This is a genomic window from Levilactobacillus suantsaii, assembly GCF_004115745.1.
GTDB classification, from domain to species: Bacteria; Bacillota; Bacilli; order Lactobacillales; family Lactobacillaceae; genus Levilactobacillus; species Levilactobacillus suantsaii.
Map to the genome: position 1 here is coordinate 57,908 of NZ_QXIL01000007.1, position 23,928 is coordinate 81,835.

Annotated in this window: 22 protein-coding genes and 1 pseudogene; 16 read left to right on the forward strand and 7 right to left on the reverse strand. The window is 51.1% G+C overall.

All coding sequences use genetic code 11. The features are described from left to right. The first annotated feature begins 75 nt into the window (after positions 1–75). The 14 genes from yycF to DXH47_RS05345 all read left to right on the forward strand — a co-directional run bounded on the left by yycF (position 76) and on the right by DXH47_RS05345 (position 15,029). Positions 76–792 carry a response regulator YycF gene (gene yycF, locus DXH47_RS05280; RefSeq protein ID WP_129032252.1) on the forward strand — a complete coding sequence of 239 codons (717 nt, stop codon included), beginning with the start codon at positions 76–78 and terminating at the stop codon, positions 790–792. Between the two features lie 43 nt (positions 793–835). Further along, on the forward strand, positions 836–2,692 hold the full coding sequence (gene walK / locus DXH47_RS05285; RefSeq protein WP_129032254.1) for a cell wall metabolism sensor histidine kinase WalK: 1,857 nt from the start codon (positions 836–838) through the stop codon (positions 2,690–2,692). Continuing rightward, positions 2,679–3,971, forward strand: a complete 1,293-nt coding sequence (locus DXH47_RS05290; protein ID WP_129032256.1) for a YycH family regulatory protein — start codon at positions 2,679–2,681, stop codon at positions 3,969–3,971. Before walK ends, DXH47_RS05290 begins: the two co-directional genes overlap by 14 nt. A 24-nt stretch (positions 3,972–3,995) precedes the next feature. Then, the gene (locus DXH47_RS05295; protein WP_129032259.1) at positions 3,996–4,850 is read left to right on the forward strand and encodes a two-component system regulatory protein YycI; all 855 of its coding nucleotides are present in this window, start codon (positions 3,996–3,998) and stop codon (positions 4,848–4,850) included. 155 nt (positions 4,851–5,005) lie between these two features. After that, positions 5,006–5,818, forward strand: a complete 813-nt coding sequence (locus tag DXH47_RS05300) for an MBL fold metallo-hydrolase (protein ID WP_129032261.1) — start codon at positions 5,006–5,008, stop codon at positions 5,816–5,818. Positions 5,819–5,948: 130 nt separating this feature from the next. Beyond that, a complete protein-coding gene (locus tag DXH47_RS05305) occupies positions 5,949–7,295 on the forward strand; it encodes a S1C family serine protease (RefSeq protein ID WP_129032263.1) in 1,347 nt (448 codons plus the stop codon). Between the two features lie 1,159 nt (positions 7,296–8,454). Then, positions 8,455–8,934 (forward strand): 23S rRNA (pseudouridine(1915)-N(3))-methyltransferase RlmH, encoded by a 480-nt coding sequence (gene rlmH, locus DXH47_RS05310; protein WP_129032265.1) that lies wholly within the window; start codon positions 8,455–8,457, stop codon positions 8,932–8,934. Between the two features lie 286 nt (positions 8,935–9,220). Further along, entirely contained in the window at positions 9,221–9,733 is a 513-nt protein-coding gene (locus DXH47_RS05315) for a hypothetical protein (protein ID WP_129032267.1), read from the forward strand. A 162-nt stretch (positions 9,734–9,895) separates the two neighbouring features. Next, positions 9,896–10,342, forward strand: a complete 447-nt coding sequence (locus DXH47_RS05320; protein WP_129032269.1) for a hypothetical protein — start codon at positions 9,896–9,898, stop codon at positions 10,340–10,342. Between the two features lie 263 nt (positions 10,343–10,605). Next, on the forward strand, positions 10,606–12,027 hold the full coding sequence (locus DXH47_RS05325) for a hypothetical protein (RefSeq protein WP_129032271.1): 1,422 nt from the start codon (positions 10,606–10,608) through the stop codon (positions 12,025–12,027). Positions 12,028–12,084: 57 nt separating this feature from the next. Then, entirely contained in the window at positions 12,085–12,411 is a 327-nt protein-coding gene (locus DXH47_RS05330; protein WP_129032273.1) for a hypothetical protein, read from the forward strand. Between the two features lie 205 nt (positions 12,412–12,616). Next, on the forward strand, positions 12,617–13,057 hold the full coding sequence (locus tag DXH47_RS05335) for a hypothetical protein (RefSeq protein ID WP_129032275.1): 441 nt from the start codon (positions 12,617–12,619) through the stop codon (positions 13,055–13,057). 233 nt (positions 13,058–13,290) lie between these two features. Next, positions 13,291–13,746 carry a hypothetical protein gene (locus DXH47_RS05340; protein ID WP_129032277.1) on the forward strand — a complete coding sequence of 152 codons (456 nt, stop codon included), beginning with the start codon at positions 13,291–13,293 and terminating at the stop codon, positions 13,744–13,746. Continuing rightward, the gene (locus DXH47_RS05345) at positions 13,722–15,029 is read left to right on the forward strand and encodes a hypothetical protein (protein WP_129032279.1); all 1,308 of its coding nucleotides are present in this window, start codon (positions 13,722–13,724) and stop codon (positions 15,027–15,029) included. The genes DXH47_RS05340 and DXH47_RS05345 overlap by 25 nt, the downstream gene beginning before the upstream one ends. 65 nt (positions 15,030–15,094) lie before the next feature. Here DXH47_RS05345 and DXH47_RS05350 read toward each other — a convergent pair whose 3' ends face one another. From DXH47_RS05350 to DXH47_RS05370, 5 genes are all read right to left on the reverse strand, one after another. Beyond that, complete coding sequence (locus tag DXH47_RS05350) at positions 15,095–16,432, reverse strand: TIGR03111 family XrtG-associated glycosyltransferase (protein WP_129032281.1); 1,338 nt, start codon at positions 16,430–16,432, stop codon at positions 15,095–15,097. Further along, on the reverse strand, positions 16,429–17,058 hold the full coding sequence (gene xrtG / locus DXH47_RS05355) for an exosortase family protein XrtG (RefSeq protein ID WP_129032283.1): 630 nt from the start codon (positions 17,056–17,058) through the stop codon (positions 16,429–16,431). The genes DXH47_RS05350 and xrtG overlap by 4 nt, the downstream gene beginning before the upstream one ends. Beyond that, positions 17,055–17,615, reverse strand: a complete 561-nt coding sequence (locus DXH47_RS05360) for a Firmicu-CTERM sorting domain-containing protein (RefSeq protein WP_129032285.1) — start codon at positions 17,613–17,615, stop codon at positions 17,055–17,057. The genes xrtG and DXH47_RS05360 overlap by 4 nt, the downstream gene beginning before the upstream one ends. Beyond that, positions 17,612–17,809: a hypothetical protein gene (locus tag DXH47_RS05365; RefSeq protein WP_129032287.1), complete on the reverse strand. Its 198-nt coding sequence runs from the start codon at positions 17,807–17,809 to the stop codon at positions 17,612–17,614. Before DXH47_RS05365 ends, DXH47_RS05360 begins: the two co-directional genes overlap by 4 nt. Before the next feature lie 90 nt (positions 17,810–17,899). Then, positions 17,900–19,453: a TIGR03766 family XrtG-associated glycosyltransferase gene (locus DXH47_RS05370; RefSeq protein ID WP_129032289.1), complete on the reverse strand. Its 1,554-nt coding sequence runs from the start codon at positions 19,451–19,453 to the stop codon at positions 17,900–17,902. A gap of 147 nt (positions 19,454–19,600) precedes the next feature. Here DXH47_RS05370 and DXH47_RS05375 point away from each other — a divergent pair. Then, a pseudogene (locus DXH47_RS05375) lies at positions 19,601–19,962 on the forward strand (6-carboxytetrahydropterin synthase). A gap of 261 nt (positions 19,963–20,223) precedes the next feature. Next, positions 20,224–20,634 carry a GNAT family N-acetyltransferase gene (locus tag DXH47_RS05380; RefSeq protein ID WP_129032292.1) on the forward strand — a complete coding sequence of 137 codons (411 nt, stop codon included), beginning with the start codon at positions 20,224–20,226 and terminating at the stop codon, positions 20,632–20,634. 84 nt (positions 20,635–20,718) lie between these two features. On the opposite strand, the gene DXH47_RS05385 is transcribed toward DXH47_RS05380, so the two are convergent. Beyond that, a complete protein-coding gene (locus DXH47_RS05385; RefSeq protein ID WP_129032294.1) occupies positions 20,719–21,885 on the reverse strand; it encodes a DUF2075 domain-containing protein in 1,167 nt (388 codons plus the stop codon). A gap of 507 nt (positions 21,886–22,392) precedes the next feature. Then, positions 22,393–23,838, reverse strand: coding sequence for an MFS transporter (locus DXH47_RS05390; RefSeq protein ID WP_170954959.1), 1,446 nt, complete (start codon positions 23,836–23,838; stop codon positions 22,393–22,395). Positions 23,839–23,928 lie beyond the last annotated feature (90 nt).

Genomic DNA, 23,928 nt, shown 5'->3' on the forward strand with positions numbered 1-23,928 from the left:
CCAGCGGTCGACCTGCCGATAATCCTGCAATTATCGGAACGAATGGTATTTCCCTTAAGGAGGAAATTTTTAATTATGGCCAAAAAAATTCTTGTCGTCGATGACGAAAAGCCCATCTCAGATATCATGAAGTTCAGTTTAGAAAAGGAAGGCTACGAAGTGGACGTCGCCTATGACGGGGAAGCCGCGTTACAACACGTGGAAGAAAACACCCCGGATTTAGTGATTTTGGACTTGATGTTACCCAAGGTCGATGGCTTGGAAGTTGCCCGGGAAGTGCGGAAAAAGCACGACATGCCGATCATTATGGTCACGGCTAAGGACTCCGAACTCGATAAGGTCTTAGGCCTGGAACTGGGAGCTGACGACTACGTCACTAAGCCATTCTCGAACCGGGAATTAGTTGCCCGGGTCAAAGCCAACTTACGGCGGCAAAACACCGCGGCCCATGCGCAACCCGAGGAACCGGAAAACCAAGATATTGAAATTGGCGACTTGACGATCCACCCCGAAGCATACTCCGTGTCCAAGCGGGGGACCAACATTGAATTGACCCACCGGGAATTCGAACTGTTGCACTACTTGGCCCAACACATTGGCCAGGTCATGACCCGGGAACACTTGCTCCAGACCGTTTGGGGCTACGATTACTTTGGTGATGTCCGGACGGTGGACGTGACGGTCCGGCGCCTACGGGAAAAAATTGAAGACAGTCCTTCGCACCCAACTTGGCTGGTGACGCGGCGAGGGGTTGGGTATTATCTGCGCAACCCTGATTCCGATCAGGCTTAGCTAGCGGCAACGCTAAATTTTTGGCGGAGGAGTATGTAACTTCGTGAATAGCAAAATTAGATTCTTTCAATCGATTCATTTTAAAATCGCGTTAGTCTTTGCGCTGCTGCTGTTACTGACCCTGGAGATTGTGGGTGCCGTCTTCGTGCGGCAACTGGAACACCAGAACTTAAACACCTTTAAGTCCCAACAGGTGGTTCAAACCTACATCACTAATCGACTCTCCAACGAACTGGCGAAAACCAATGTGAGTGGGGCCAATAAGCAGATTAAATCGACGCTCTCCGAGATCACCAATACCAATAACGCCCAAATTCGGGTGATTGATAATAAGGGGACCATTCGGGGGACTAACGAAGCTGATAATCAAGGTGTCGTGGGGCAGAAGACCACCGACAGTGACATTAAAAATGCGATTTATAATAACCGTGACGTGGTGCGGACCACCTATAATTCGCAGAACAATAGCCGCTATTACACCACCGTGACCCGGATCATTCGGACCCAGGGTAACAACAGTGATTTGGTCGGGGTTATTTATATGCGGGCGAGTCTGGATTCCGTGTACCGAAACATCAACCAAATCACGCTGATTTATTTGTCGGCGACGTTTGTGGCGATTATTTTGGGACTCGTCATGGCGATTATTATTTCCCGGGCAATTACCCGGCCAATTGACGAAATGAAGAAACAAACGTTGCGGATTGCGCGCGGAGACTACTCTGGGCACGTCCACGTTTATGGTAACGATGAATTGGGCCAACTGGCCAGTGCCGTCAATAACCTATCCGTCCGGGTCGAAGAGGCCCAGGAATCGACGGAATCAGAACGGCGGCGGTTGGACTCCGTGATGGCCCACATGACCGATGGCGTTATTGCCACCGACCGGCGGGGGAACGTCACGATTATCAACGAAATGGGCAGTAACTTCTTGGATACCGATGCGGATGATGCGGTCGGTAAATCTATTCTGGATCTGTTGGCGATTCGCCAAGATTATACTTTGCGCGAGTTGCTCGAAGACCCGGATGATTTAGTTTTAGACTTTTCAACCAAAGATCATGACTTGATTCTGCAAGCCTACTTCTCATTGATTCAACGGGAATCTGGGTTTATTTCGGGGATTGTTTGTGTCTTACATGACGTTACCGAACAACAAAAGATTGACCAGGACCGGAAACAATTCGTGTCCAACGTGTCGCACGAGTTACGGACGCCGCTGACCAGTGTGCGCTCGTACGTTGAAGCACTGGCCGAAGGGGCCTGGAAGGACCCGAAAGTGGCCCCTGAATTCTTGAAGGTCACCCAGGAAGAAACTGACCGGATGATTCGGATGATCAACGACTTACTGACGTTGTCGCGGATGGATTCTGGGACCCAAAAGTTGGACCTGGAAATGGTCAACTTGAATGAACTGTATAACTATGTCCTGGATCGTTTCGACATGATTCTCAAACAAGATGACCAGCCAGAGAAGACGTACACCATCAAACGGGAATTTACCAAGCGTGATTTGTGGGTCGAAATCGATACGGACCGGTTCACACAGGTCTTGGATAATTTGATGAACAACGCGATTAAGTATTCCCCGGACGGTGGGGTCATCACCTGCCGGTTGCTAGAGACGCACAATAACGTGATGCTTAGTGTGACTGACCAAGGGCTCGGAATTCCCCGGGCCGATATCCCACGAATCTTTGACCGGTTCTACCGGGTCGATAAAGCCCGATCACGGGCCCAAGGTGGTACGGGGTTAGGGTTAGCGATTTCCCGGGAAGTCGTCCAAATGTTAGGCGGCCGGATTTGGGTCGATAGTCGCGAAGGTCGCGGCTCGACGTTCTACATTTCCTTGCCATATAAGCCGTACGAAGAGGAGGATCTCTGGGATGAAGATAACTAAAGTCCTGTTACCGCTGGGGTTAGCCGTAGCGGTAGCTGTCAGTATCACCTTTTCGGCGTTGATTTGGACCAACCCAGCGCAATATGAACATAACCGGCAACGCAGTTCGAACACCCAGACCACTGATATCAGTACCCGGCCACAACGCGACGTGTTTCTGCCGACGCAGGTCGTTTATAGCAATGCTTCTGGGAAGCAAGAACTGTTGAACAACCGAAAAGTCAACTTGACCACGGAACTTCGCGATGCACTGAAAAAGTGGGACTTCGGTCGGGTCACGCAGGTGGATGGGGTATCACACACCGAATATATGCGTTACCTGACACAAAAGAGTAGCTTGCTGTTGTCCTACGCTAGCCCGGTTAACATCCGGGTGTTCAATACCGTGTTCGGTAGTCAATTGAACCGGCATTCAACGAAGTTCTCCCGAATCATGGTCTCGTTGACGGATCCCGACTATTTGTACTTGTTAGATGATAAGCAGCAAAGTGTTTACCGAGTCAAGATCAGACACGCAGGCGTTAAGGCGTTGCGCAAAATCTTGAAGGAAAACCTCTTTCGCATCGATGTCAAAATGGATTGGCTCAATGGGAATGCACTGGCTTACGTGACTAACCGCGTTGCGGTACCATCCTACAGTTACCTGGTCAACCACCAATCGACGGATAACTTTACGACCCGCTTGTTGAACAAAGGGGAGTCGACGAACGTGACGGCCAAGAAGAATAAGGATAGTACCGTCTATAGCGACGGGGCGTCACGCCAGTTGACCTTCTATAATAAAGCGGGGATGGCGCTGTTCGAAGATTACGGTGCCTCGCAAGTGGCGTTGAGTTTTAACCAGCACTTATCCACCGGTTACAAGGCCGTCAAGTCGATTGGCCTCCCGATGGAAAACCTGCGCTACTACGGTTATAACGAGTCGAACCAGACGCTGACCTACCGAAGCTTCGTGGAAGGGTTCCCGATTTTTAACCAGAGCAACTACGGGACCGCTCGGATCCAACTCTCGTCACAGGGCGTGCGGCGGTATAACTTCTCAGTCTATAGTTTGCAGGTCCCAGTGCCTAACGACAAACATGCTGTGAAGTTACCAGGGACCCAAGCCGTGATTGACCAGTTGAGCGCGGCTGGGTATAGTAAGAAGAAAATTGGTAGTCTCCAGCTTGGGTACCAATGGGCCACCTCGTCAGCTTCCGATAAAGTCGTTGATCTGACGCCTACCTGGTACGTGTACTACAAGGGCAGTTGGAAGAACTACGAACAACTGTTGAAGTAGACCGGCAAGGAGGAATCGTCAGCTATGGATTTTCGGCGCATTGAGTGGTTATTTTTAGTCGCCTTTATCGCAATCGATATTTTTCTGTTTGCGGCCTTCCAACGTGATGCGACGGGTCAATCGGACACGGCTTCGGGCCGGTCGGCTGATACGGATACGACCATCGTGAAGGAAATGCGCGCAGACAACATCACGTTCAAATCTCCCAGTAAAAAGAGTGGCGAGGGTTATTACATTTCCACCAAGGATAATGCCGCCCAGATCAAGGCCAGCCTGACTAGTCTGACTGACCAAACCGTTCGGTACGATGATGGGTTGATTACCTCGACGTTCAAGACCCCAATCGATAACGTGGATACTCAGCATCCTAACCGGACCTTGGCCGACGTGGTCAGCAATACGTCCTTGATTTTAAACGGGGATGATTACCGCTATAATCAAAACCTGTCGAGTCGAAATACCGTGGTGTACACCCAGCGGGTTACCGACGGGCAGATTTATTCTCGTTACGGGCAGTTGCGGTTTAGCCTGACCAATGATGGGACCATCACCGGCTACACCCAAGGTTACCTGTCAGACGTCACGACTTTGCGGGAAAAAACGGGGATGATTTCGGAGCGGAAGGCATTAATCAGCCTGTACCAATATAATCAATTACAAAATAATACGAAGATCATGTGGACTAAGTTGGCTTATACACGGTACTTCACTTTGAAGAACAGCAGTGTGTATATCCCGACGTGGGTCATTGCGGTCAAGACCTCCAGCGGTAATAATGCGGGGATCGTACAATTGAAACACGTGAACGCCTTTACGGGAACCATCCTTACTTCAGATAGTAACGTGAAGACGGTCAGCGGGACGACGACCACCAATTAACGTGGTGGCACCGCAAATACATGTGAGCGAAAAGCGACGATGATCGTCGCTTTTTGTTTCGCAGTGATTTATGAGATACCAACCAAGTAATCAGGTTACAAGTTTAGTCGAATGCGGTATGATAACGGTGATAGGTCAAGAGAGGGTTAGATAAAGTGAGTACGCAAGGAGACGACTTACGCATCAGCATTCTGTCCAGTGGCAGTACGGGCAACGTGTGCTATGTGGAAAGTCCAAACGAACGCCTGCTGATTGATGCGGGCTTGAGTGGTAAGAAAATTGAACATTTGATGGGGACCATCGACCGGAGCTTGACCGACGTCAATGCGTTACTGGTAACCCATGAGCATACCGACCACCGCAAGGCCGTGGGGATTCTGGCGCGACGCTACCCCCAAATCGGGGTCTACGCGAACCGGGGAACCTGGGACGCGATGGCTTCGCGCATCGGCAAGGTCTCCTTGGACCAGAAGCACCTGTTCGCACCAGATACGGTCCAGACCTTTGGCGACATTGACGTCGAGAGCTTTTCGGTCTCCCATGATGCCGCGGAACCGCAATTTTACGCGGTCCACTATCATGGCAAGACCTTCGTTATCTTGACGGATACCGGGTACGTGTCCGAACACGTCGAAGGGGTCATCAAGGATGCCGACGCCTACTTGTTGGAGTGTAACCACGATGTGGAAATGTTGCGGATGGGAGACTATTCTTGGCCCCTTAAGCAACGCATCCTAAGCGATAAGGGACACTTGTCCAACGAGGAAGGGGCCGATACCTTGATGGATGTCCTGGGCAATCGGACCAAGAAGATCTATCTGGGGCACCGCAGTTTGCACAATAATATGAAGTCCCTGTGTCATTTAACGGTGGCCTCGATGATGGCCAACAAAGACTTTGGCGTCGGCGAAGACTTCAAGTTACTCGATACCGATCCCGAAGCTGCGACGCCGCTGGAGGCAATTTAAAAGTTTAAGGACTTCCGCGCATTTTTATCGCAGAAAATTCACACTCGCCCGCTAAAATGGGGATATTAAGTTAAATTGCCCATGGGGCAAGTCGATAATGAGGAGGGTTAGCGCATTTACGCGCGAGACGATGGCTGATAATAATAACAATAATAATCAAAATGATAATGCCCAAAATCAATTTGAGGATCAACAGCGATCAACGCCGGAGCAAACGCCGCGCCCCAAGAAACCACTGACCTTAACGAAGGTCGCCGTGACGGCAATCATTGCCGGATTACTTGGTGGTGGGGTCGCCTACGGTGGGGTATCCTATTTCAATAACAGTGGGTTGAACTCGACGGCGGTGCCGGCCGGGTCCAATAAGACGGGGAACACCAAGACGTCGAACGTCACGGTCAACGTCAATAGCCAAGCCACTAAGGCCTTCAATCAGGTCAAGGGGGCGATGGTCTCCGTCATCAACCTACAAAAGGAAAGTAGTAACAGTACCTTAGGGGAGCTCTTCGGTCAGAGTTCATCGAATTCATCTAGCTCGAAATCGTCTTTGGAAGAAGCATCCGAAGGGTCCGGGGTCGTTTATAAGAAGAGCGGCAACACCGCCTACATCGTCACCAACAATCACGTGGTATCCGGATCTTCGGCACTGCGGGTCGTGACGAGTAGCGGCAAGCAGCTCCAGGCCAAGGTCGTCGGGAAAGATTCCGTGACTGACCTGGCCGTTTTGAAGGTCAACGGCTCGGCCTTAAAGACCGTGGCTTCATTTGGCAATTCCGATAAGATCAAGGTCGGCGAGACTGCCTTGGCCATCGGGTCACCATTAGGCAGTCAGTACGCGACGTCGTTAACGCAAGGGATCATCTCCGCTAAGAAGCGGACGATTGAAACCACGAACTCCGCGGGGACCCAGACAGGGAACGCCACGGTTATCCAAACCGATGCCGCGATCAACCCCGGGAACTCCGGTGGGGCGTTGATTAACGTCGGCGGTCAAGTCGTCGGGATTACCTCGTCGAAGATTGCCAGTGATACCGAAGGGACCAGCGTCGAAGGGATGGGCTTTGCCATTCCGTCGAACGAAGTGGTCAAAATCATCAATCAATTAGTCAAGAAGGGCAAGGTTGTGCGGCCTGCGTTAGGGATTACCTACGTGGATCTGACCAACGTCTCGAGTTCGCAACAAAAGTCCATTTTGAAGCTGCCATCTAGCGTGAATGAAGGGGTCGTCGTCATGAGTGCGTCGTCCGGATCACCAGCAAAGAAAGCTGGCTTGACCAAGTACGATGTCATCACGGAATTGGGTGGCCACAAGATTACCAGCCAGTCCACGTTACGGGATATCCTGTACAAGTACAAGATTAACGATACGGTCTCGATGACTTATTACCACAATGGTAAGAAGAAGACCACGAATGTCAAATTGACGGAAACCTCTTCACAGTTGAAGAGCACCACGAATTCTACGTCAGAAAGCTAAACACAACGATAAAGGTTGAGGCCACAGCAAGTGGTGTCGATGCTGAAGGTCCGGGAGTGAATCCCGGGCCTTTTTTGATGGGCAAGGTTAAACTATGCAGTTCGCATGGCGAAACACGATTGATGAATTCGAGAGGCCAAATGTCTGATTATAAGGTGGCCGGGAAGAAACGTGGTAAAGCTTACTAGGATTTATTGAAAGTAGCCAGCACAGAGGGTGGTGTGCCGATTACAGAGCGAAGAACGCGTGTTTGGGAGTCATTGGGGGCGTTATAGAAAAGCCGAAAGTTGAAACGGAGAAAGGACGTCGGAAAACCGTAAGTGGGTGAGAGATGCCGAACGAAAAAAGTGAGGACCGCTAGCGTAATTCAGGTGGCAAAAAAGTCTGTGGATAACCTGTGGATAACTTTTTTCACAAAGTAAAATGGCCGGAGTAAAACGGGGGATAAATAAGCATGGTAGCGGTTATAAAGTTATCCACAGGTTGGCGAAAAAGATGGGGATAATTTTTAGTGATTGTGAAAAATGGTGCCATAAACGTTGATATGACAATGATTTTAATTGCCGTAACGAACAAACGTTTTTGTGGATAACTGTGGATAAGTAAAAAAGGATTGACATTTGGCCAAAAAATAGATGTGGGGGCTAAGATCAAAACGACCCCCAATATCTGCTTACCGGTTGTGGACAACTTGTGGATAACTTTGTGAATAAACTCTAAGAGGACCCGTCGTTTTGTCAGGTATCTGAGTAAGGTGTCTAACGGAAAAGTTCACAGATTATTAGCATTAGATTATGTTTAGACGCCGGTATGACGGGGTTAGACACTATTTCTGAATTGAACAGGGAAGTAGGCTAACGGGCTGCTGATCATATGGGCGGTAGAGGTCACTGGAAAACGTCGCCAGAAATTACCGTGGTGGGTAACTGACGGGAACCTGTTGATAAATGTTTCATGTGGAACATTGCGATAAGTGAGAGAAGCCACAGCTTAAAGCCTACGTTTCTACCCCCAGGGGTATCTAGAAAACGGGCCGTAGCGGCGATAATCGCTATCTGGTTCTGACGACGAGTTCAGGGTATAATGGGAATTGGTTGTTATGGAGAAACTAAAAACCACTGGTTATGCACCTGTGGATAAATTAATTGAGGAGGCCGTTATGAACATCAAGTTTGTCGTGGTCGGAAAGTTAAAAGAAAAGTATTTTAAGCAGGGAATCGCAGAGTACGCCAAACGGTTGTCCCGGTTCTGTAAGTTTTCCATTGTTGAGGTGCCAGACGAGAAAGCGCCGGAGAGTCTCTCGCAAGCGGAGATGGACCAGGTAATGCAAGCGGAAGGTGACCGGATCCTAGCAAAGATTAAGGACCGCGAGTATGTCTTTGCCCTAGCAATTTTGGGGAAAGAACGCTCCTCAGAGGAGTTTGCGCGGGAAATCAAGGATTTGACCACGTACGGGCACTCAGATTTAACCTTCGTGATTGGGGGGTCGCTGGGCTTGGCGCCGGAAGTCTTGAAGCGGGCTAACACGCAAATCTCGTTTGGGCGCTTCACCCTACCCCACCAGCTGATGCGGTTAGTTTTAACGGAACAAGTTTATCGTGCGTTTATGATCAACGAGGGGAGTCCGTATCATAAATAAGGTGCTTCGAGCGACCAAACGGGGTCGTTGGCTGAACCAGTCACGATTAAGCATCACTAGCAAACGTCCTTGAGCAATTGGATACTCAAGGACGTTTTTTAGTTAGGTCGATTTTAAACAGGTGGGTGGAGCGGCTAGTTTTTTGACGACTTTCTGTGGGCTGTGCACTTCACAATATTAGTAAATTAATAACCATATGTATTATTTCTGTAAAGCCCTAGCTTGCTGACTTACCCGGTGGTATTCTAAAATTAGCCAACTAGATTGGGAAAGGATGAGTTAGAAAATGCTAAAAGCTAGACTGGGATTAATGTTGGGAATTGGCGCAATCAGTGTGGGGCTAGGGTTGAGTGGCGCGCAACCGGCTAGTGCGAAGTATCAGGGGCATGCGACCACCCCCACGGAGCTGCGGGGAACGTGGTATCAATACTTTGGCCATCACCGGTGGCAAGCTTTGAAGATTACGAAGCATGCGGTTAGCATGAATGGCAAGCGATTATACGCTGCCAATAAACACGGGTGGCGTAAACTACATGTTTTACGGTTAAAGAAAGGGCAGGGAGCTGAATCGGGGTATAAAGGTTACGGCGGGACCAACTATAACTTAAATTCTTTGGCAAAATATGATTATCAAACGCTCGGCAACGTTTGGTTATCACATAAGCGCGTTCACGGGAAGCGAACCCTAGGTATCTACTACAATATGGGCGGCTTTCAGGTCTGGACGAAACAAAAGTTAGCGCACAACTATTCGTATACTTATAAGGGCAAGCAGTACTTAAATCGAATTGGACGTTAGCTAAGGACACGGCCCACAAGAATACTAACGGCTGCTGGTGATGAAACGGGATAAAAGTCGCAACTGGCGGTCGTAATTATAAAAACTTCGATGAGCTTGCCGACCGGTTTCTGGGAGCTCGGCAAGTAAAATGGAATGTACGACAACTAGGGAGGACACAACATGAAAAACTGGCAACGTGGCGTGGCACTGGTCCTGACCACCATCAGTCTAGGCGGTATCGTCTCAACGACGGCTAGTGCCGCCAGCTGGCATCGCGGCGTCCCCAAAGCGATTCGGGGTAAGTATCAAGACCGGCATCAAACCGCGGCGCAAGGGTTTCCGGCGCACTTGATCTTTAAAGCTAAGACCTTCACTTGGCAAGTTTCCAACATGCCAGAACAACGGCACAGCAAGTTAACCTATAAAAAGCTGAAAGCTCACGTTTATCGGTTGAAGGGGCACGTAGCCAAGCGCGGTCTGGTGCTAGCCGGTTCCCGGGATTACGTCATTTACAAAAAAGGAAAAAAGTTGAAGCTGACGGACTACGGGAGTTATCGCAAGATGGGATTCCGGGATGCGACGGTCGCGAAGAAAGTCAGTCATTTTACGAACGACGCTCATCGGTAATGCGGCAAGTGTTTCACGTGGAACATTTCCGAGCGACCGTTAGATTAGCAACTTTAGGGCAAAAGAAAAACCGCAACGTGGCAACGCTGCGGCTAGATACTAGGCACCTCTCGTATTTTTGGAATGAAGAAATGCCATAGCTAGAATTATACCATACTGACAGTTAATGTCCACAAGTAGTTGGGATAATTATGTCAGCTAAAGAAACTATTTGGGGATTTACGGGGCTAACTAATCACTAAAATTTAAGGGGAGCTACATCAATGTTGAGTAAATGGGGAAAGTGGGCCACGATGGTCCTGATTGGGAGTAGTGTGGGCTTAATGACCACCACGGCACAGGCTAAGTCCAGTTATCGGATTACCAAGACCCAGCGTATCAATTGGACACCTTATCGGCTAAAAAATAGTAAGCAGATACGGTTTACTTGGGACAAGACCCACACCAACCGGATGTGTATCTTGAACCAATACGGGACGGGCTGGCTCGTTGATGCCAAAGTTACCATGACTCATGGGCATCACTCGGCGACCTACCTCCATATTCGTGACTCGAATCGGGAGGTCGGTTATGTTTATGCCAAGGCAATGGTCAAAGGGTACCCCAAGAATTACCAAACGGATACCTCGCTTCGGAGTTACTACCGGTTTAATGCAGCCACTAGGGTCGGTTTATCGGGTGGGGGAACGGTGACGTTGCCCAATGGGACCATCGTCCAGGGAACCATCAGTGCCAATCACGGTCAAGCGCTTCTGAATATCAATGAAGCGCGCCTAAGCTATCACTTGCGGCAACAGATTGGGTTGAAAGATACCCAAACTTTCAAAAAAATCGTGCTCGCTAAGACGGCTGCTACGGTTATTGACCAACCGAGTTACAGCACTGAGCAACACGCTGATGATGTTAATGCAGTCACGGATGAGGAGCTCTTTGCGGGGGACCCAGCTGCGAAAAAATTTCCCCAATTACTGCGGACGACCAGTGACGGCTACGTGGAATACTACGACAATGGTAGCGATCAGCGTTGGAATTTATATTTCCCTCAAGGTGAACCGGTGAGTCAAAAGATTTTACGGGCCAGTAAATCTCATGGGAGGATCACGATTGCTTATCGTGACCACCTCAAGGGGCTGCGCGATACCCCCACCACGGTCGCGGGGGCCGCAGGGTATCAGTTGACTATCCAGAATCAACGGCAGATTCAAACGGTCGATGAAGACAGTTATGCCCGTTATCAAGTCGGTAATCAACCGTTCTTTACATACCGGGGGGTAACTGATCCGCCCATCACGGCTAAAAAAATGAGTCCGCAAGCATTAGCCAAGCGGGTTCAGGCGGCGCCAAAGATGACTTACTATCGCACGACCAGAACGCTACGGCTAAAGGCCCCATTTAATGCGTACACTTTCGGGACGTTACCAAAGACCATTACGTTACCTAAAGGAACGATTGTTGCTGGCAACTTGAACTATCGCTACCAAAAGGGCAAAAAAATCACCATAATGGAGGTGGCGACGAATCGGTTGAGCACCAAGCGCCTGACCCCCGGTTACCGCGCGGGGTTATGGGCCAGTCTAGATACTGCAGAGGTCAAGCAATACTGGTCCTTTGCCCGGGTCGCGCGGCCGGCTTATATGCCCAAAAATAACAGTACGGGGGACCTGTATGTGGGGCGCTCGCCCTAAGCCATTCTCACGCGAAAGCTCGTCAAACGCAGTGCTAGAATCACTACCGATGGTTATGTGGAAATCCGGCAAAATACGCCGACCGATTGGTACGTGGAATGGGATGCGCAATATGGTAAGCCTAAGACATCAGTGAAGATTGAACGGACAACCATCAAGGGCCACACTCGGTATCTGTATTTGGCCCAAAAGCTGAGCGGGTTCAAGACGCAGAAGGTCCATTACCACGGGAAAACTCAGTATCGGGTAGCTTTGTTCAATCCGCAAAAGGCCTACGCCGTCCAGTTTAATCTCGATGGGGATGCAGAAGGGCTTAAACCAAACGCTTATGGGGTCTTGGTCTTTGGGGGCCAGGCGGTTTATACGTCGTATAATCTAAAGTGAAGCGCCAGTTGTTGTCACTAACTAACAATCTCTTATAAACTGGGTAATATCTAACTTAGAAAATAGGACAAGTCGTCCGGCAGAAACTACAGTTATGCAGTATAATTGGAAGTATAAAAAGGGAAAAGCCGGGTTGCTTAGCGGGTCGGTAACAGCGAAAAGAGGAGTTGGCGATGAAACTTAAAGCAGGATTGATAGCGTTGGCTTGTTGTTGCCCGTGGGTGCTCCCACGGCCCACGCAGCCACGCGCACTCAGCAGTTGACCACAATCCCGAAGAAACTACGTGGGACCTGGTACCACTACTATGGCAGGAATACGGATGGTTTACGCAAAACGGTGATGACCAAGCATCACTACCGCTCGTATCGGGATGGACACCGCATCGCTAATCTCAAGCATGTCGTGGTCCAACGTACCACGACCAAGGGCAAGTGGCAGCATTACACGATAATGAACCGCCAAGATCCGCGGAATAATTACCAGGAAAGTAGTTTTTCACTCCGCCAGATGAAGTTACGGGGGAAAAAGCAGTGGATCTTGGTCCAATCGCAACACCTTAGCAGTTTAAAACCCGTGGTGTTGACCCACTTCAAGCCCGGGACGCATCGGTACAGTCTGCCGACGTCGGCCTACCGGTTTATGTAACTTGAGATGAATGGAATTTTTGAACAATAAAGTAAGCGTTCAACCGTGATGGTTGGACGCTTTTTTGGCGGGATTAGGTGCGGCCTGCTGATCGGCTTAATAGCTAAGATTAGAAGCATAAACGTTGATCTAGCCGTAACTTATCCCCGTTACATTTACCCGATAATACCATTATTAGTCAACAATAGTGGTATCCTTAACTAGTAACCAGATTTGAGGAGGGGGTTATTTAGATGTTAATTAAATGGGGAAGGTTAGCCACCACCGTGGCGTTTATCGGGGGCAGCGTGGGCCTGATGACCACCACGGCGCAGGCTAAGACCAGCTACCACATCACCAAGACGCAGAAGATTGCCCGGACAGCTTATCACCTTAAAAATGATAAGCAGACGCGCTTTACTTGGGACAAGACCCACACCAAGCGGTTGTGGATTTTAAATCAGGTCGACAGCGCCCACCAGAAGATGACCTGGATGGCGGACGCCAAGGTCACCATGAAACATGGCAACAAGTCGGCAACTTATTTACATATTCGGGATGACTACGGCGGTGATGACGGGTACGTATACGCGAAGCCGATGGTCAAGGGGTACTCCAAAGGCTATCAAACGCGAAGGGGACCGTCATTCAAGGGACCACCAGTGTCAGCAAGGGCCGGGAAACTTTGGCCATCAACGCCACGGCGTTGAGCTATCACCTGCGGCACCAACTGGGGATTGGCGACAAACAGACCTTTAAAGATGTCGCAGTACGTACGCTTAAGGCGACGCCCGTTGACCAACCGGCATACAGTACCGTGATGCACGATGACTTTGCGGATCTCACCGCGGCTAATCTGTTTAAGGGCACGTCGGCGCAGGAAAAACGCACGCAATTGTTCCGGACCACGAGTGACGGGTACGTCGAATACTACGACACGGGCACCAGTCAGAGGAACGATACGGACTTACCGCAAGGGAAACCGGTGAGTCAGAAGATTTTGCGGACTAGTCAGGCACACGGCGTGGTCACAATGGCCTACCGGCACCACCTGAAGGGTTTGAAAGATACGCCCACCACGGTAAAGGGGGCTGCGGGGTACCAGTTGACTCTGCAGAAGCAAAAGCAGACGACCACCATCGGTTATGGCGTCTATGCCAACTACCGCGTCGGGGGCCAGTCGTTCTATGCGTACCAAGGACAAACGACGGGGTCGCCGGTTACAGCCAAGAAGCTCAGCGCTAAGGCGTTGGCCAAACAGGTCAAGACTTCGCCCAAGATGACCTATTACCGCACCACCAAAAAGGTTCGCGTACGGGCACCGTTTGACGCGTACGTTTCCGGGACGCTAAAGAAGACCATCACCTTACCGAAGGGGACCGTGGTGGCTGGCCAGGTAGTCAGCCAACGGCAACGAGGCAAGACGGTGAAGAGCATGCAAGTGGTCACGAATCGGTTGAGTACCAAGCGCCTCGCACCGGGGTACAAAAAGGGCTTATGGGCCGGTCAAGATGCCGCAACGACTAAGCATTACCAATCCTTTGCCCGGGTTAAGCGCCCCGCCTACATGCCGAAAAATGGGAGTGCGGGGGACCTGTATTTGGGAAGCTCGACCAAACCCATCACGGCGGGGAAACTGGCCAAACGGAGCGTGGTGATCACCACCGATGGGTACGTGGAAGTCCACCACAACGATCCGGCTGGTCGTAAGACGGAATACCGGGCCAAGCCTAAGACGTCCGTGAAAATCAAGCGGACCACCATCAAGGGCCACACACGCTACTTGTATCTGGCCAAGAAGTTGAGTGGTTTCAAGACCAAGAAGGTCCACTACCACGGGAAAGCCCAGTACCGTTTGGCACTGTTCAATCCGCAAAAGACCTACGCCGTCAATTTCGATCCCGATGGGGATGAAGACGGCAGTACGCCGGAGGACTTTGGCTTCTTGGTCTTCGGGGGCCAGTCGGTTTACACACCGTATGAGTTGGATTAATAAAGACAATTAAAAACGCCTAACCTGGTTAAACTTCCAGGTTAGGCATTTTGGGTTGCGGTTAATCATTTACGCGCCGACTTGCGGTGCAATCTCACGGCGCGCCAATCGTGGGCGACGACAGTCTTGATGCGGCGCCACTCGGCTCGAAATGGCGTCGAGTTCCAGCCGACCGTGGTGGTCATGCTGTTGAGGACGCCCACTAGCCGAATGAAAGCACAGACCAGACTATACACGGGCAGGGTGGTCGCGACCCACCATTGCCGGCGGTAAAAGCGGCGCTCCTCCGGGAAGGCGACCAGTAATTGCAAGACGCAGAGGTAGTTGAAGAGGCTCACCAGGATATAGAGCAGGTAGATGATAACGTACGACATGCCCATCATAATTGGGGAGTAGCGAAAGAAGAGCAGCACGACGCTGGCGCAGAGCCAAATCATGCGGGGAAAAAGGAATGTGTGGTCCAACAAGAGCCGGCGGACCATGAAGTTTGTGAAGAAGTCGCGCACGCTCAGACGGTGCGTGTACTGTTGAACGACCTCCATTTCCCCCCGTTGCCAGCGCTGACGTTGGGTATAGAGTTGGCCCAAATTAGCGATTGGTTCGATATAGAAGATGGCGTCGGGACACAGCTCGACGCGCTGGTTGAGGCGGTCTCTGATTTGAAACGTCATATCGGTGTCTTCCCCGATGGTGTCGGCATCGTAAAGAAAGGTATTGAGCACGACCTCCTTGCGAAAGGCGGAAAAGTCTCCCGACATGGTGAACAGTTGGTTATGGTGTGATTCCATGACTCGACCGGAAAGGAAGGCCTGAGCGTACTCAAAGTACTCGTTATATTGCAAGACGTGCCCATGCTGTTTCAGCCGGTCTTTTTGGGTCAAAATGGTGCCGGTCAACGCGGCGACGTGGTCGTCGTTTTCGAATTGCAGGATCATATTGGTGAGGGCGTGCGGTTCAAGGACACCGTCGCTGTCGATATTGATGATGTAGGTTCCGATGGCCACGTACAGGGCGTTGTTTAAGGCCCGCGCCTTTCCCTTCGGTGTGTGGATGATGGATAAGTGGAGGTCCTGGAAAGTGTTTTGGGCCGCCGCAAAGACAGCGAAGCTATTGTCGGTACTCTGATTATCAGCCACGATGACCTGGATGGCGGCCTTAGGGTAGGTGGACCGTTCGATCGAGTCGAGGCAGGCAAAGAGGGTGTCCGCGGAGTTGTAGACCGGGACGATGATGGAGATCACAGGCCATTTAGCGGGCGACTCCAGGTGCCGCGGATGGGCATTGTGGCGTAGGAGACGTAAGCTAGAAATGATGGCGGGGATAATTTCGACCACGATGGGGATCAACGCCCAGGTCAACCAAAAGCCCATTTTAAATAGCGTCAGGTTCAACCAATAACTCATGACTTTTCTCGCCCCCAGTGAAGGTTAACTTGCCAGCGACGCAGGGTCGCAACGCAGGCCGCATAAAAATTTCGTGAGATTTGTGAGTAGGTGAAGACGTTGTAGTACAGAACAATGACCAGAATGTAGAAAACAAGGCGGCCCAGGATGGCGTGGGCGAAAAAGAAAATCTGCCCGCCCGAAAAGTGGACCAACACGATGACAATGGCTAAGCGTAGTACGTTGGCCAGGTAGATCCACAACAAGCCCAGCAAGCCAAAGAAGACGCGTTCGTGGTGGTTAAAAAGCGGAAAGAAAGCGACCAGGCTAACGAAGGCGGTGGTCTCGATGATGCCGGAACACTCGTAGTCGATGGTCATGGTCAGCGGGTTAAACGGATTATTGATGCTGACGAGGCCGTAGTGAGACATGATGGTACACATGCCGGTCACGGTCCCCACCCAGCGGACCCCGTTGATGACGGCGTGAGTAAAGAACCAGACCCAATAAGGATCACTCAACGCTATCAGGATGAAAAAGAGCCCGGCGGACCCCACGATGAAATAGAAAGCGGGAACCTGAGCACGTTTTAAAACGGAGATAAGATAAAGCCAGATGAGGAACCCCAGGATTAAATAAATGCTCATGATTGGCGGGGACCTCGTTTCTGCGGACGAGTCGAGAATTGCCACACGCTTCCCACGGCGATTAAAGCGCCGATGCCAGCCAAGACGATGGGTCCGGTACTTCCGCCGGAAACCTTTAAGGATCCGGTCCAGAGATTCGGGTTTTTCAGGGAGATGGTTTGGCCACTGGTGCTGGAAATTCCTTGGAGATCCGCTAGTGGAATGGCACATTCGAGGACGTATCCTTTCCCCTTGACGGCCGTTCCGTCACCCAACTTTTGGGGGATGATTTGACGAGAGACGTAGGCTTGATGACTCAAGTTCACGTTCGACCCGTCGCTCCCGTAAAGGTTCATGGCGACGGCCTGTTTCTCACCGACGTTAAGGGTCACGGTTTGATGATTGTTGAAGGAAAGGTGGAACGTCTTGCCGCCAACCGTCAGGACGTACCCGCTCGGTTGAAAGTTGGTGTAGCCGCCTTGCAGCTTAGGACTCATCAATATGTAGTAGTAGATGGAGTGGTTATCGGTCAACAACGAGACGTACTTCACGTTGTCGTCATCGCCGCTGATTGTCATGGCGTGTTTTGGTTTATCAGCCCAGTCGGTAAAATCACCGTCGATAGTGATGCCGAGGTCGCCGCTTGATGATGTAGTTGTGTCAGAGCCGCGTTACGAGAGGTCGTGGTGGTCGCTGCTTGTGCCGGGCCACCTCCCAGTAATGCAAAACTGATGGTTAAAGTTAAGATGAAAATGGGTTTATAAATTCCCATGCAATATGCCTCCGAACGTGGTCGGCCATTAGCCGATCACTAATTTTAGTATAGCTTGTGAGTGAAATGTAAGTAAAGCTACTGAACTAATTAAGTCACCGAGTGATTAACGGTGGGGGCGTGGAGCCAGGCCAAATGACGGTGAAGTAGCTGATGCGTAGCCGGACTATTGAGGGTCGCGAGAAGCAACAAAACGGGTAAAAATTGAATCAGGTAGCGGCTTCGCCCACCTTCAAAAATCAACAGGAACAAGCACCCACCGACGAAGGCCAACCGGAGTGCTTGGATGATTTTGCGGTCATCGTGCCAGGCAAAGAAGATGAGACCTAACCAGAGACACCACCAGATTTGGGTCAGAAAACGGAGATCCCCCAAATTCCGGCCATAAAGGAACAAGAAGTTCTCGAGGTGACCGGACCAACTAGGCGAGGTTGGAAAGTGACGCCGTTGGGCCAGCAAGGGGTCTTGGGCCCAGCCAAACGACCCGTCGCTGGTATTGTGCTGTTGTTTTTGCCAGAGGAAGGCCACGTAACCGGTCAGGCCCAGACGTCGTAATCGGCGCTTGATGGTCGTCACGGAATAGTTGATGCGGGCTTGTTTATTCAACGTAGTCACCATTTTGTAGGAGTCCTTCGCGTTGTACCCGCCCTGACCCGAGAGGCCCATGTTGATAAAGTGGACCAGGGGCTTAGCCCGAGCCTGATTGACGCGGATGTAGGTTTGAGTTTGGACGACGTGGTGCCCCACTATGTAGCTGCCGGCAGTGCTACCGGTTAGGAGGAGTGCCAACAGTCCCAGCCAGAGCCAGTGGTGGGGTTGGGGCTTCAGTAGTGTCAAGCCTTCAATGAGCACAATGGCGATTGCCGGAACAATGGCCGAGGGCTTGATGAAGAAGGCGGCACTGACCCCCATGCCGAACCCAAGCGCGGCGAGAGCTTTAAGTAGCTTAGGGGCGTTCGAGTAAGCTAGCACGCAATAGCAGAGGATGTAGAATGACACAGCGGGTAAGACCCAGGTATCAGTATACGGAATGGTGATGGCGGGAAAGAATGCGAGCCACAGGGCGTGTAGATACAAGCCCCACGGGACATTGGTGCGGTCGATGACCGCCAAACTCAAGAGGTTCAAAGTCGCTGAGACGTCGACGAAAAGCAACGTCCAGGAATCGAAGAAGAGCCAGGACGTAGTGTGAAACTGACTGGCTAACCAGTGTTGGATGAGTAAGAGGGGGAGGTTGTTGGGGTTGACGCTAAAATAGCCCACGGTGTTCGGGGCGTTGGGAGTGAGCAGGGCTTGGTGAATGGCGTCTACATCAGCCCCGCTGGGGAAATGCAATGCCCAGACTAAGCCGATTTGGCCGAGCACCACGAGGCCCAGACACCCGCTGGCGGTTACCCACCGGTTGGTCACGAACACCTTGTAACCTAGCCGTCGCGCGTGGGGAGAGACGTATAGGGTAAGTGCGATGGCTAAGGCCAGCAATAGCACCCCGGTCGTCACCCCTGTAGTCCCAACTTTGGTGACGGCATTGTCCCCCAAAATCAGGTTAGGTGAAGTCAGGGCAAAGCCAAAGGTGAGGATGAAAAAGCCGTAAAAGATGAGTTTTAGGGCTCGGGTATTGAAATGGTAAAATTGTTGCCGCATGTGAATTCCTCGAATCAATTTAGAGTAAGAACTATTCAAAGCTTACAACTACGGGACGCACGGCGCAACTGGAAGTGGCGCGGATGCAGTTGTCAAGGGGCCAGACTTCGACTAAGATGGCAGTAGTGCCATGCGGGAGGGAACGAGATGAGTCAACGAACTTATAAAATAAAATCTTATGTTAACGCGAGCCACGCGATTCGATGGGCCGCGGAATCGGGGGAGAAGCATACACATACCTGGGAAATCGTGTGTGAGTTACATACCACGGATAAAATGGTGGCGTTTTACGATATCGAAACGATCCTACACAAGTCTTAGATGAACTTTCTGGCCAGTTCTTGAATGATTTACCGGAATTTCAAACGGTGAACCCCACGGTGGAAAACGTCACCGAGTACCTTTTTCAAAAAATTGACCAAGTCTTGCGGGACAATGGGGCGCAGTTATTGCGAATCGAAGTCAGTGATTCGCCAATCCGAGCCTACTGTATCGATACCCGTAACTAAGGACTCAAGGTGGTGATGGGGATGCTTCACGTGGAACAAAGGTGGCTAGGTGGGACCGCGGTGTCCCCTAGGCAACTCCCATCAGCGAGAGTTAAAGACATGGGCCCCAAGCTGGTCACGACTGACTGGTCGGTCGTCTTTGAAAATGAGTCTATCGGTGCTATCACAGCGACGAACAGGGGTTGAGCACAGACTAAGAAATGACTTGCCAATAACGGCAAGTCATTTTTTAGCCCTAACTCCTTAGTGGGATTCTTGTTTGTGCGTATCTCCAACACACCTCGGCTGAAGCTCAAGTGGACCCAGCGATGCTACACAACGTTGGGACGACACGTCATTGCGTTAGGCAGCTATGCCGGTGAGTCTAAGCAGTACGATCAAGTCAACCAACAGATGTATCTGGAGTTTGGGGAGTTAGTCCCATCAGCGGAAATCACACTGTTTGCGGTCGACCCCGCACTGACCGGTCACCATATTGGCTCCCGGCTCTTACACGCGTTTGAACAATATGCGTCTCATGAGTTGATTTATCTGTATACCGATTCGGATTGTAACTACCCCTTTTATTTTAAGCGGCAGTTCAACGTGCTTGCGCAACGAAAAATTCACTTAGACGAAAATGACCCGGCTTCGGCAGCCCTGACTTGTTTCTTATTGTATAAGCAACTGTAGTCAAACCATCACGGGCATAAAATTCAAAAAATCTCGGTCATCCCACTACGGCTGTGGTGACCGAGATTTTTTTAGATTGACGAGTTAGTTTTGTTGCGCCAGTTCTAACAGGCGTTGCCGTAACGCATCATCGTACGCTGTCAAGTACAGGCCATACTTGCCACGCTTGATGAGCACGTTTAAGACGTTCGCGATGAAGGCCTGGTACTCCGCACGGGTGAATTTGCGGTCCTTGCGCTTCTTGAAGACCTCTTTATGCGAGTACTTTTCGGGGATCACGGTCATGCTGTCGGTTTTGGCGTCGTAGCCGAAGGACGGGCCGATGATCATGCCCACGTAATTTAAGTCAAACCCTTGCAGCGTGTAGATCGTACCGACCTGGGTGATGGAACCTTCCCGCTTGGCCCACGGGGTACGTTGCGGGTCCCATTCGTCCCAGGGGAGGTTGAAGGTGTCCATTTCTACGTTGTGCCGACCGTCGATGCGCGGAAAACCGGAAGTCGCGACGACCCGGCTCATACCGTATTCCTTGTTGCGGCGTTTGATGGTTTCAAAAAGGTCGCCGGCCTTGTCGTAGACTTTGAACTCGAACTTACTGTTGGTCGGGAAAGGCCGCAGCGGTTTTTGAGCCGTCAAGTCGTCCATCCAGGCGACTTGCTCGTTGCTGGCGACCATCCGGTATTGGAAGTTCATGGAGAAGAGTTGGTGCGGGTGCTGGCCGATGGTCTTCATCAAGAGATCCTTGTCCCAGTACATCTTGGATTGGAAGACCTGGTCGAAATCGTAAACGACAACCACGACTTTGGCCAGGTTCATCAAATCGGTCAGTTGGTTTTGCCCGCGGTAATGGGCGTAGGGTTCCGACTTGGAGTATAGCAAATGGGCTTCGTCGACAAAGATGATGTCGTACTGCTTATCGTGTTTTTGAGCATCGTTGATCAACGCGGTTGGCCGTCGAATCGATTGGACGTTCAAATGGGGAATGGCCTTCCCCATGTCGCGGTAGGCCTTGTATAACTCGGGGTGGTTGACCACCAGCGCGGTCCGGTACTGCGGGTCGGTCATGTACTGCCGAACCAGTTCTATCAAAACGACGGATTTCCCGGTTCCGGCGGCGCCTTCGATGATGGCGACCGAAGATGGTTTGCGGGTCAGGCCTTGAGCAATGTAATCGTTGATTTTGGTGATCATATGCTTCTGGTCGGCGGATAAGTCGTCGACGAAAAACTGTGCTTTTAAGATTTCGTTCATGTTAAACTCCTAGGTTTTCAATTTAGCGTCACTAAAGGTCAATGGTACCACAAATGGGGTGGAAGTCAGTTCTGGCTAGGATAAATTTGGATTCTGACCAGTGAATTTGGATTTCACGTCAGGTCATTATTGATAGGGTATACTAGGGGAACAAAACCCGAACTAATAAAAAACGGTCTCGGGCGAAAATCAAAACGCCGGTTTGACGGGATTTCCTTAGTGTATTCCCCACGCATGTGGGGGTGATTCTCAAAGAACATTGCTTGCCTAAAAAGAAATAGGGTATTCCCCACGCATGTGGGGGTGATTCTATTTCCCGCCAGATCAGCGATCCGGCTCTTTTGTATTCCCCACGCATGTGGGGGTGATTCCATGCGTTTTAACTGGCCTTTGGTCAACTCCGGGTATTCCCCACGCATGTGGGGGTCTAAAAAAGTGCAGTGGAAGAGTTATTTTCTACTGCACTTTTACTTGATTGAAAAATGATGTTTCACGTGGAACATGGTTCTATTTCACTGATGCATTTCGTGGGGTCACCATCCACCGGTAAATCGATAAGCCCGTGGCAAGCAAGCACAGGACTAAAGCCAACGTGAAGGCGGTATGCAACGCATGAATAAATAAGTCGGGATGGCCAAACGGGTACGTTGAGACCAGGTGCCCTGCTTGATGACTCATCGACGAGAAGAGGACCGTGGTGGCGGTCGCGATACCAATGACCATGCCGAGTTCTCGGACCAACGCGCTGAGACTGCCGGCGATGCCTAACTCGGTCACGGGGATGGCACTCATCACGATGGTGTTATTGGGCGCTTGAAAGATGCCGTTGCCCAGGCCACCGGTCGCAATGAAGAGCACCAGGAAAGCAAACGGCAAGCCGACCGTCGTGTTCAGGTAGCCCAACTGGCTGAGACTGATCAAAGCTAAGCCAATCACGGTAATCAGTTCTGGTCCCACGTGGTCGGTCACTAACCCGGACAACGGGGCAATAACGACTTGGACCAAAGGGAAGGTCATGAACAGGTAGCCCGCGACGTTAGCCGGAAGATGGCGCGTATTTTCCAAGAAAAAGGGCATAATGACCGAAAAGAACAGGTTGGCCACGAAGACCAGAAAGGCCGACAACAAGCTAACGGAGAACTGCGCGTTGGCGAACAAGCGCAAAGCGACCAACGGGTGGGGGCACCGGTACTCCGTGAGTAGGAAGCTCAAGAAAAAGCAGGGCCCCAAAGCCAAGCCCCAAAGAATAATGGGTTGGGTGAACCCGATCGCTTGGCCGCCGAAAATGCCGCCAAAAGTGGTCGCGATGGTGATGAAAAAGAGGCCCGCACCTAACCAATCGATGGCGTCGTCGCTGAAGGTGACATCGTGGGGTAAAATGAAGTGACCATACATCAAGGCAATGATGCCAATCGGGACGTTCATCCAGAAGATATAGCCCCAGGAGTAGTTGGCGAGAATCAGGCCGCCGATGCCGGGGCCGGCGATGCTCCCCAAAGACACAAAGGAACCAATCGTACCCAACGCGCGGCCGCGTTCGGTCTTGGGAAAGATTTCCGTGATGATCCCGCTATTGGTGCTCATGGTCATGGCCGCGCCAATTCCTTGGGTGACCCGGGAAAACAGCAGAAAGGACAGGCCCAGGTTGACGCCGCAAAGAAACGACCCCAGCGTGAACAGCCCCGCGCCCCATTTGAAAATTCGAATCTTCCCGTAACTGTCACTCATTTTACCGAACAATAGGAGAAACGCGCAGGTCACCAGCAGGTAGATGGACACGACCCACTCGACCTGGTTCATGGGGATGTGCAATGAGCGCTCCATTACGGGTAAAGCGATATTGACGATGCTGGCGTCTAGCGTAGACATAAACGAAAACAAACAAACGGCCACCAGGATCAACCAGCGGTGGTGCTGGATTTGCGGGTCGGCCGTAAATGCCAATTGCGCCACGGGACCCACCTCCTTGAGGAAAAAAACGAAGATAGCGGACCTGCCACCAACGGGTGAAGGTCCGCTATTTCGCTAACAGTTGCTGACCAG

Coding starts and splice junctions, on each gene's coding strand:
- DXH47_RS05385 (WP_129032294.1), bottom strand. CDS start 21,885: ATGAACGAAATCTTAAAAGCACAGTTTTTCGTCGACGACTTATCCGCC.
- DXH47_RS05290 (WP_129032256.1), top strand. CDS start 2,679: ATGAAGATAACTAAAGTCCTGTTACCGCTGGGGTTAGCCGTAGCGGTA.
- DXH47_RS05315 (WP_129032267.1), top strand. CDS start 9,221: ATGCTAAAAGCTAGACTGGGATTAATGTTGGGAATTGGCGCAATCAGT.
- yycF (WP_129032252.1), top strand. CDS start 76: ATGGCCAAAAAAATTCTTGTCGTCGATGACGAAAAGCCCATCTCAGAT.
- rlmH (WP_129032265.1), top strand. CDS start 8,455: ATGAACATCAAGTTTGTCGTGGTCGGAAAGTTAAAAGAAAAGTATTTT.
- DXH47_RS05360 (WP_129032285.1), bottom strand. CDS start 17,615: ATGACAATCAGCGGCGATGACGACAACGTGAAGTACGTCTCGTTGTTG.
- DXH47_RS05340 (WP_129032277.1), top strand. CDS start 13,291: ATGTTAATTAAATGGGGAAGGTTAGCCACCACCGTGGCGTTTATCGGG.
- DXH47_RS05350 (WP_129032281.1), bottom strand. CDS start 16,432: ATGAGTTATTGGTTGAACCTGACGCTATTTAAAATGGGCTTTTGGTTG.
- DXH47_RS05305 (WP_129032263.1), top strand. CDS start 5,949: ATGGCTGATAATAATAACAATAATAATCAAAATGATAATGCCCAAAAT.
- DXH47_RS05320 (WP_129032269.1), top strand. CDS start 9,896: ATGAAAAACTGGCAACGTGGCGTGGCACTGGTCCTGACCACCATCAGT.
- DXH47_RS05295 (WP_129032259.1), top strand. CDS start 3,996: ATGGATTTTCGGCGCATTGAGTGGTTATTTTTAGTCGCCTTTATCGCA.
- DXH47_RS05325 (WP_129032271.1), top strand. CDS start 10,606: ATGTTGAGTAAATGGGGAAAGTGGGCCACGATGGTCCTGATTGGGAGT.
- DXH47_RS05365 (WP_129032287.1), bottom strand. CDS start 17,809: ATGGGAATTTATAAACCCATTTTCATCTTAACTTTAACCATCAGTTTT.
- xrtG (WP_129032283.1), bottom strand. CDS start 17,058: ATGAGCATTTATTTAATCCTGGGGTTCCTCATCTGGCTTTATCTTATC.
- DXH47_RS05370 (WP_129032289.1), bottom strand. CDS start 19,453: ATGCGGCAACAATTTTACCATTTCAATACCCGAGCCCTAAAACTCATC.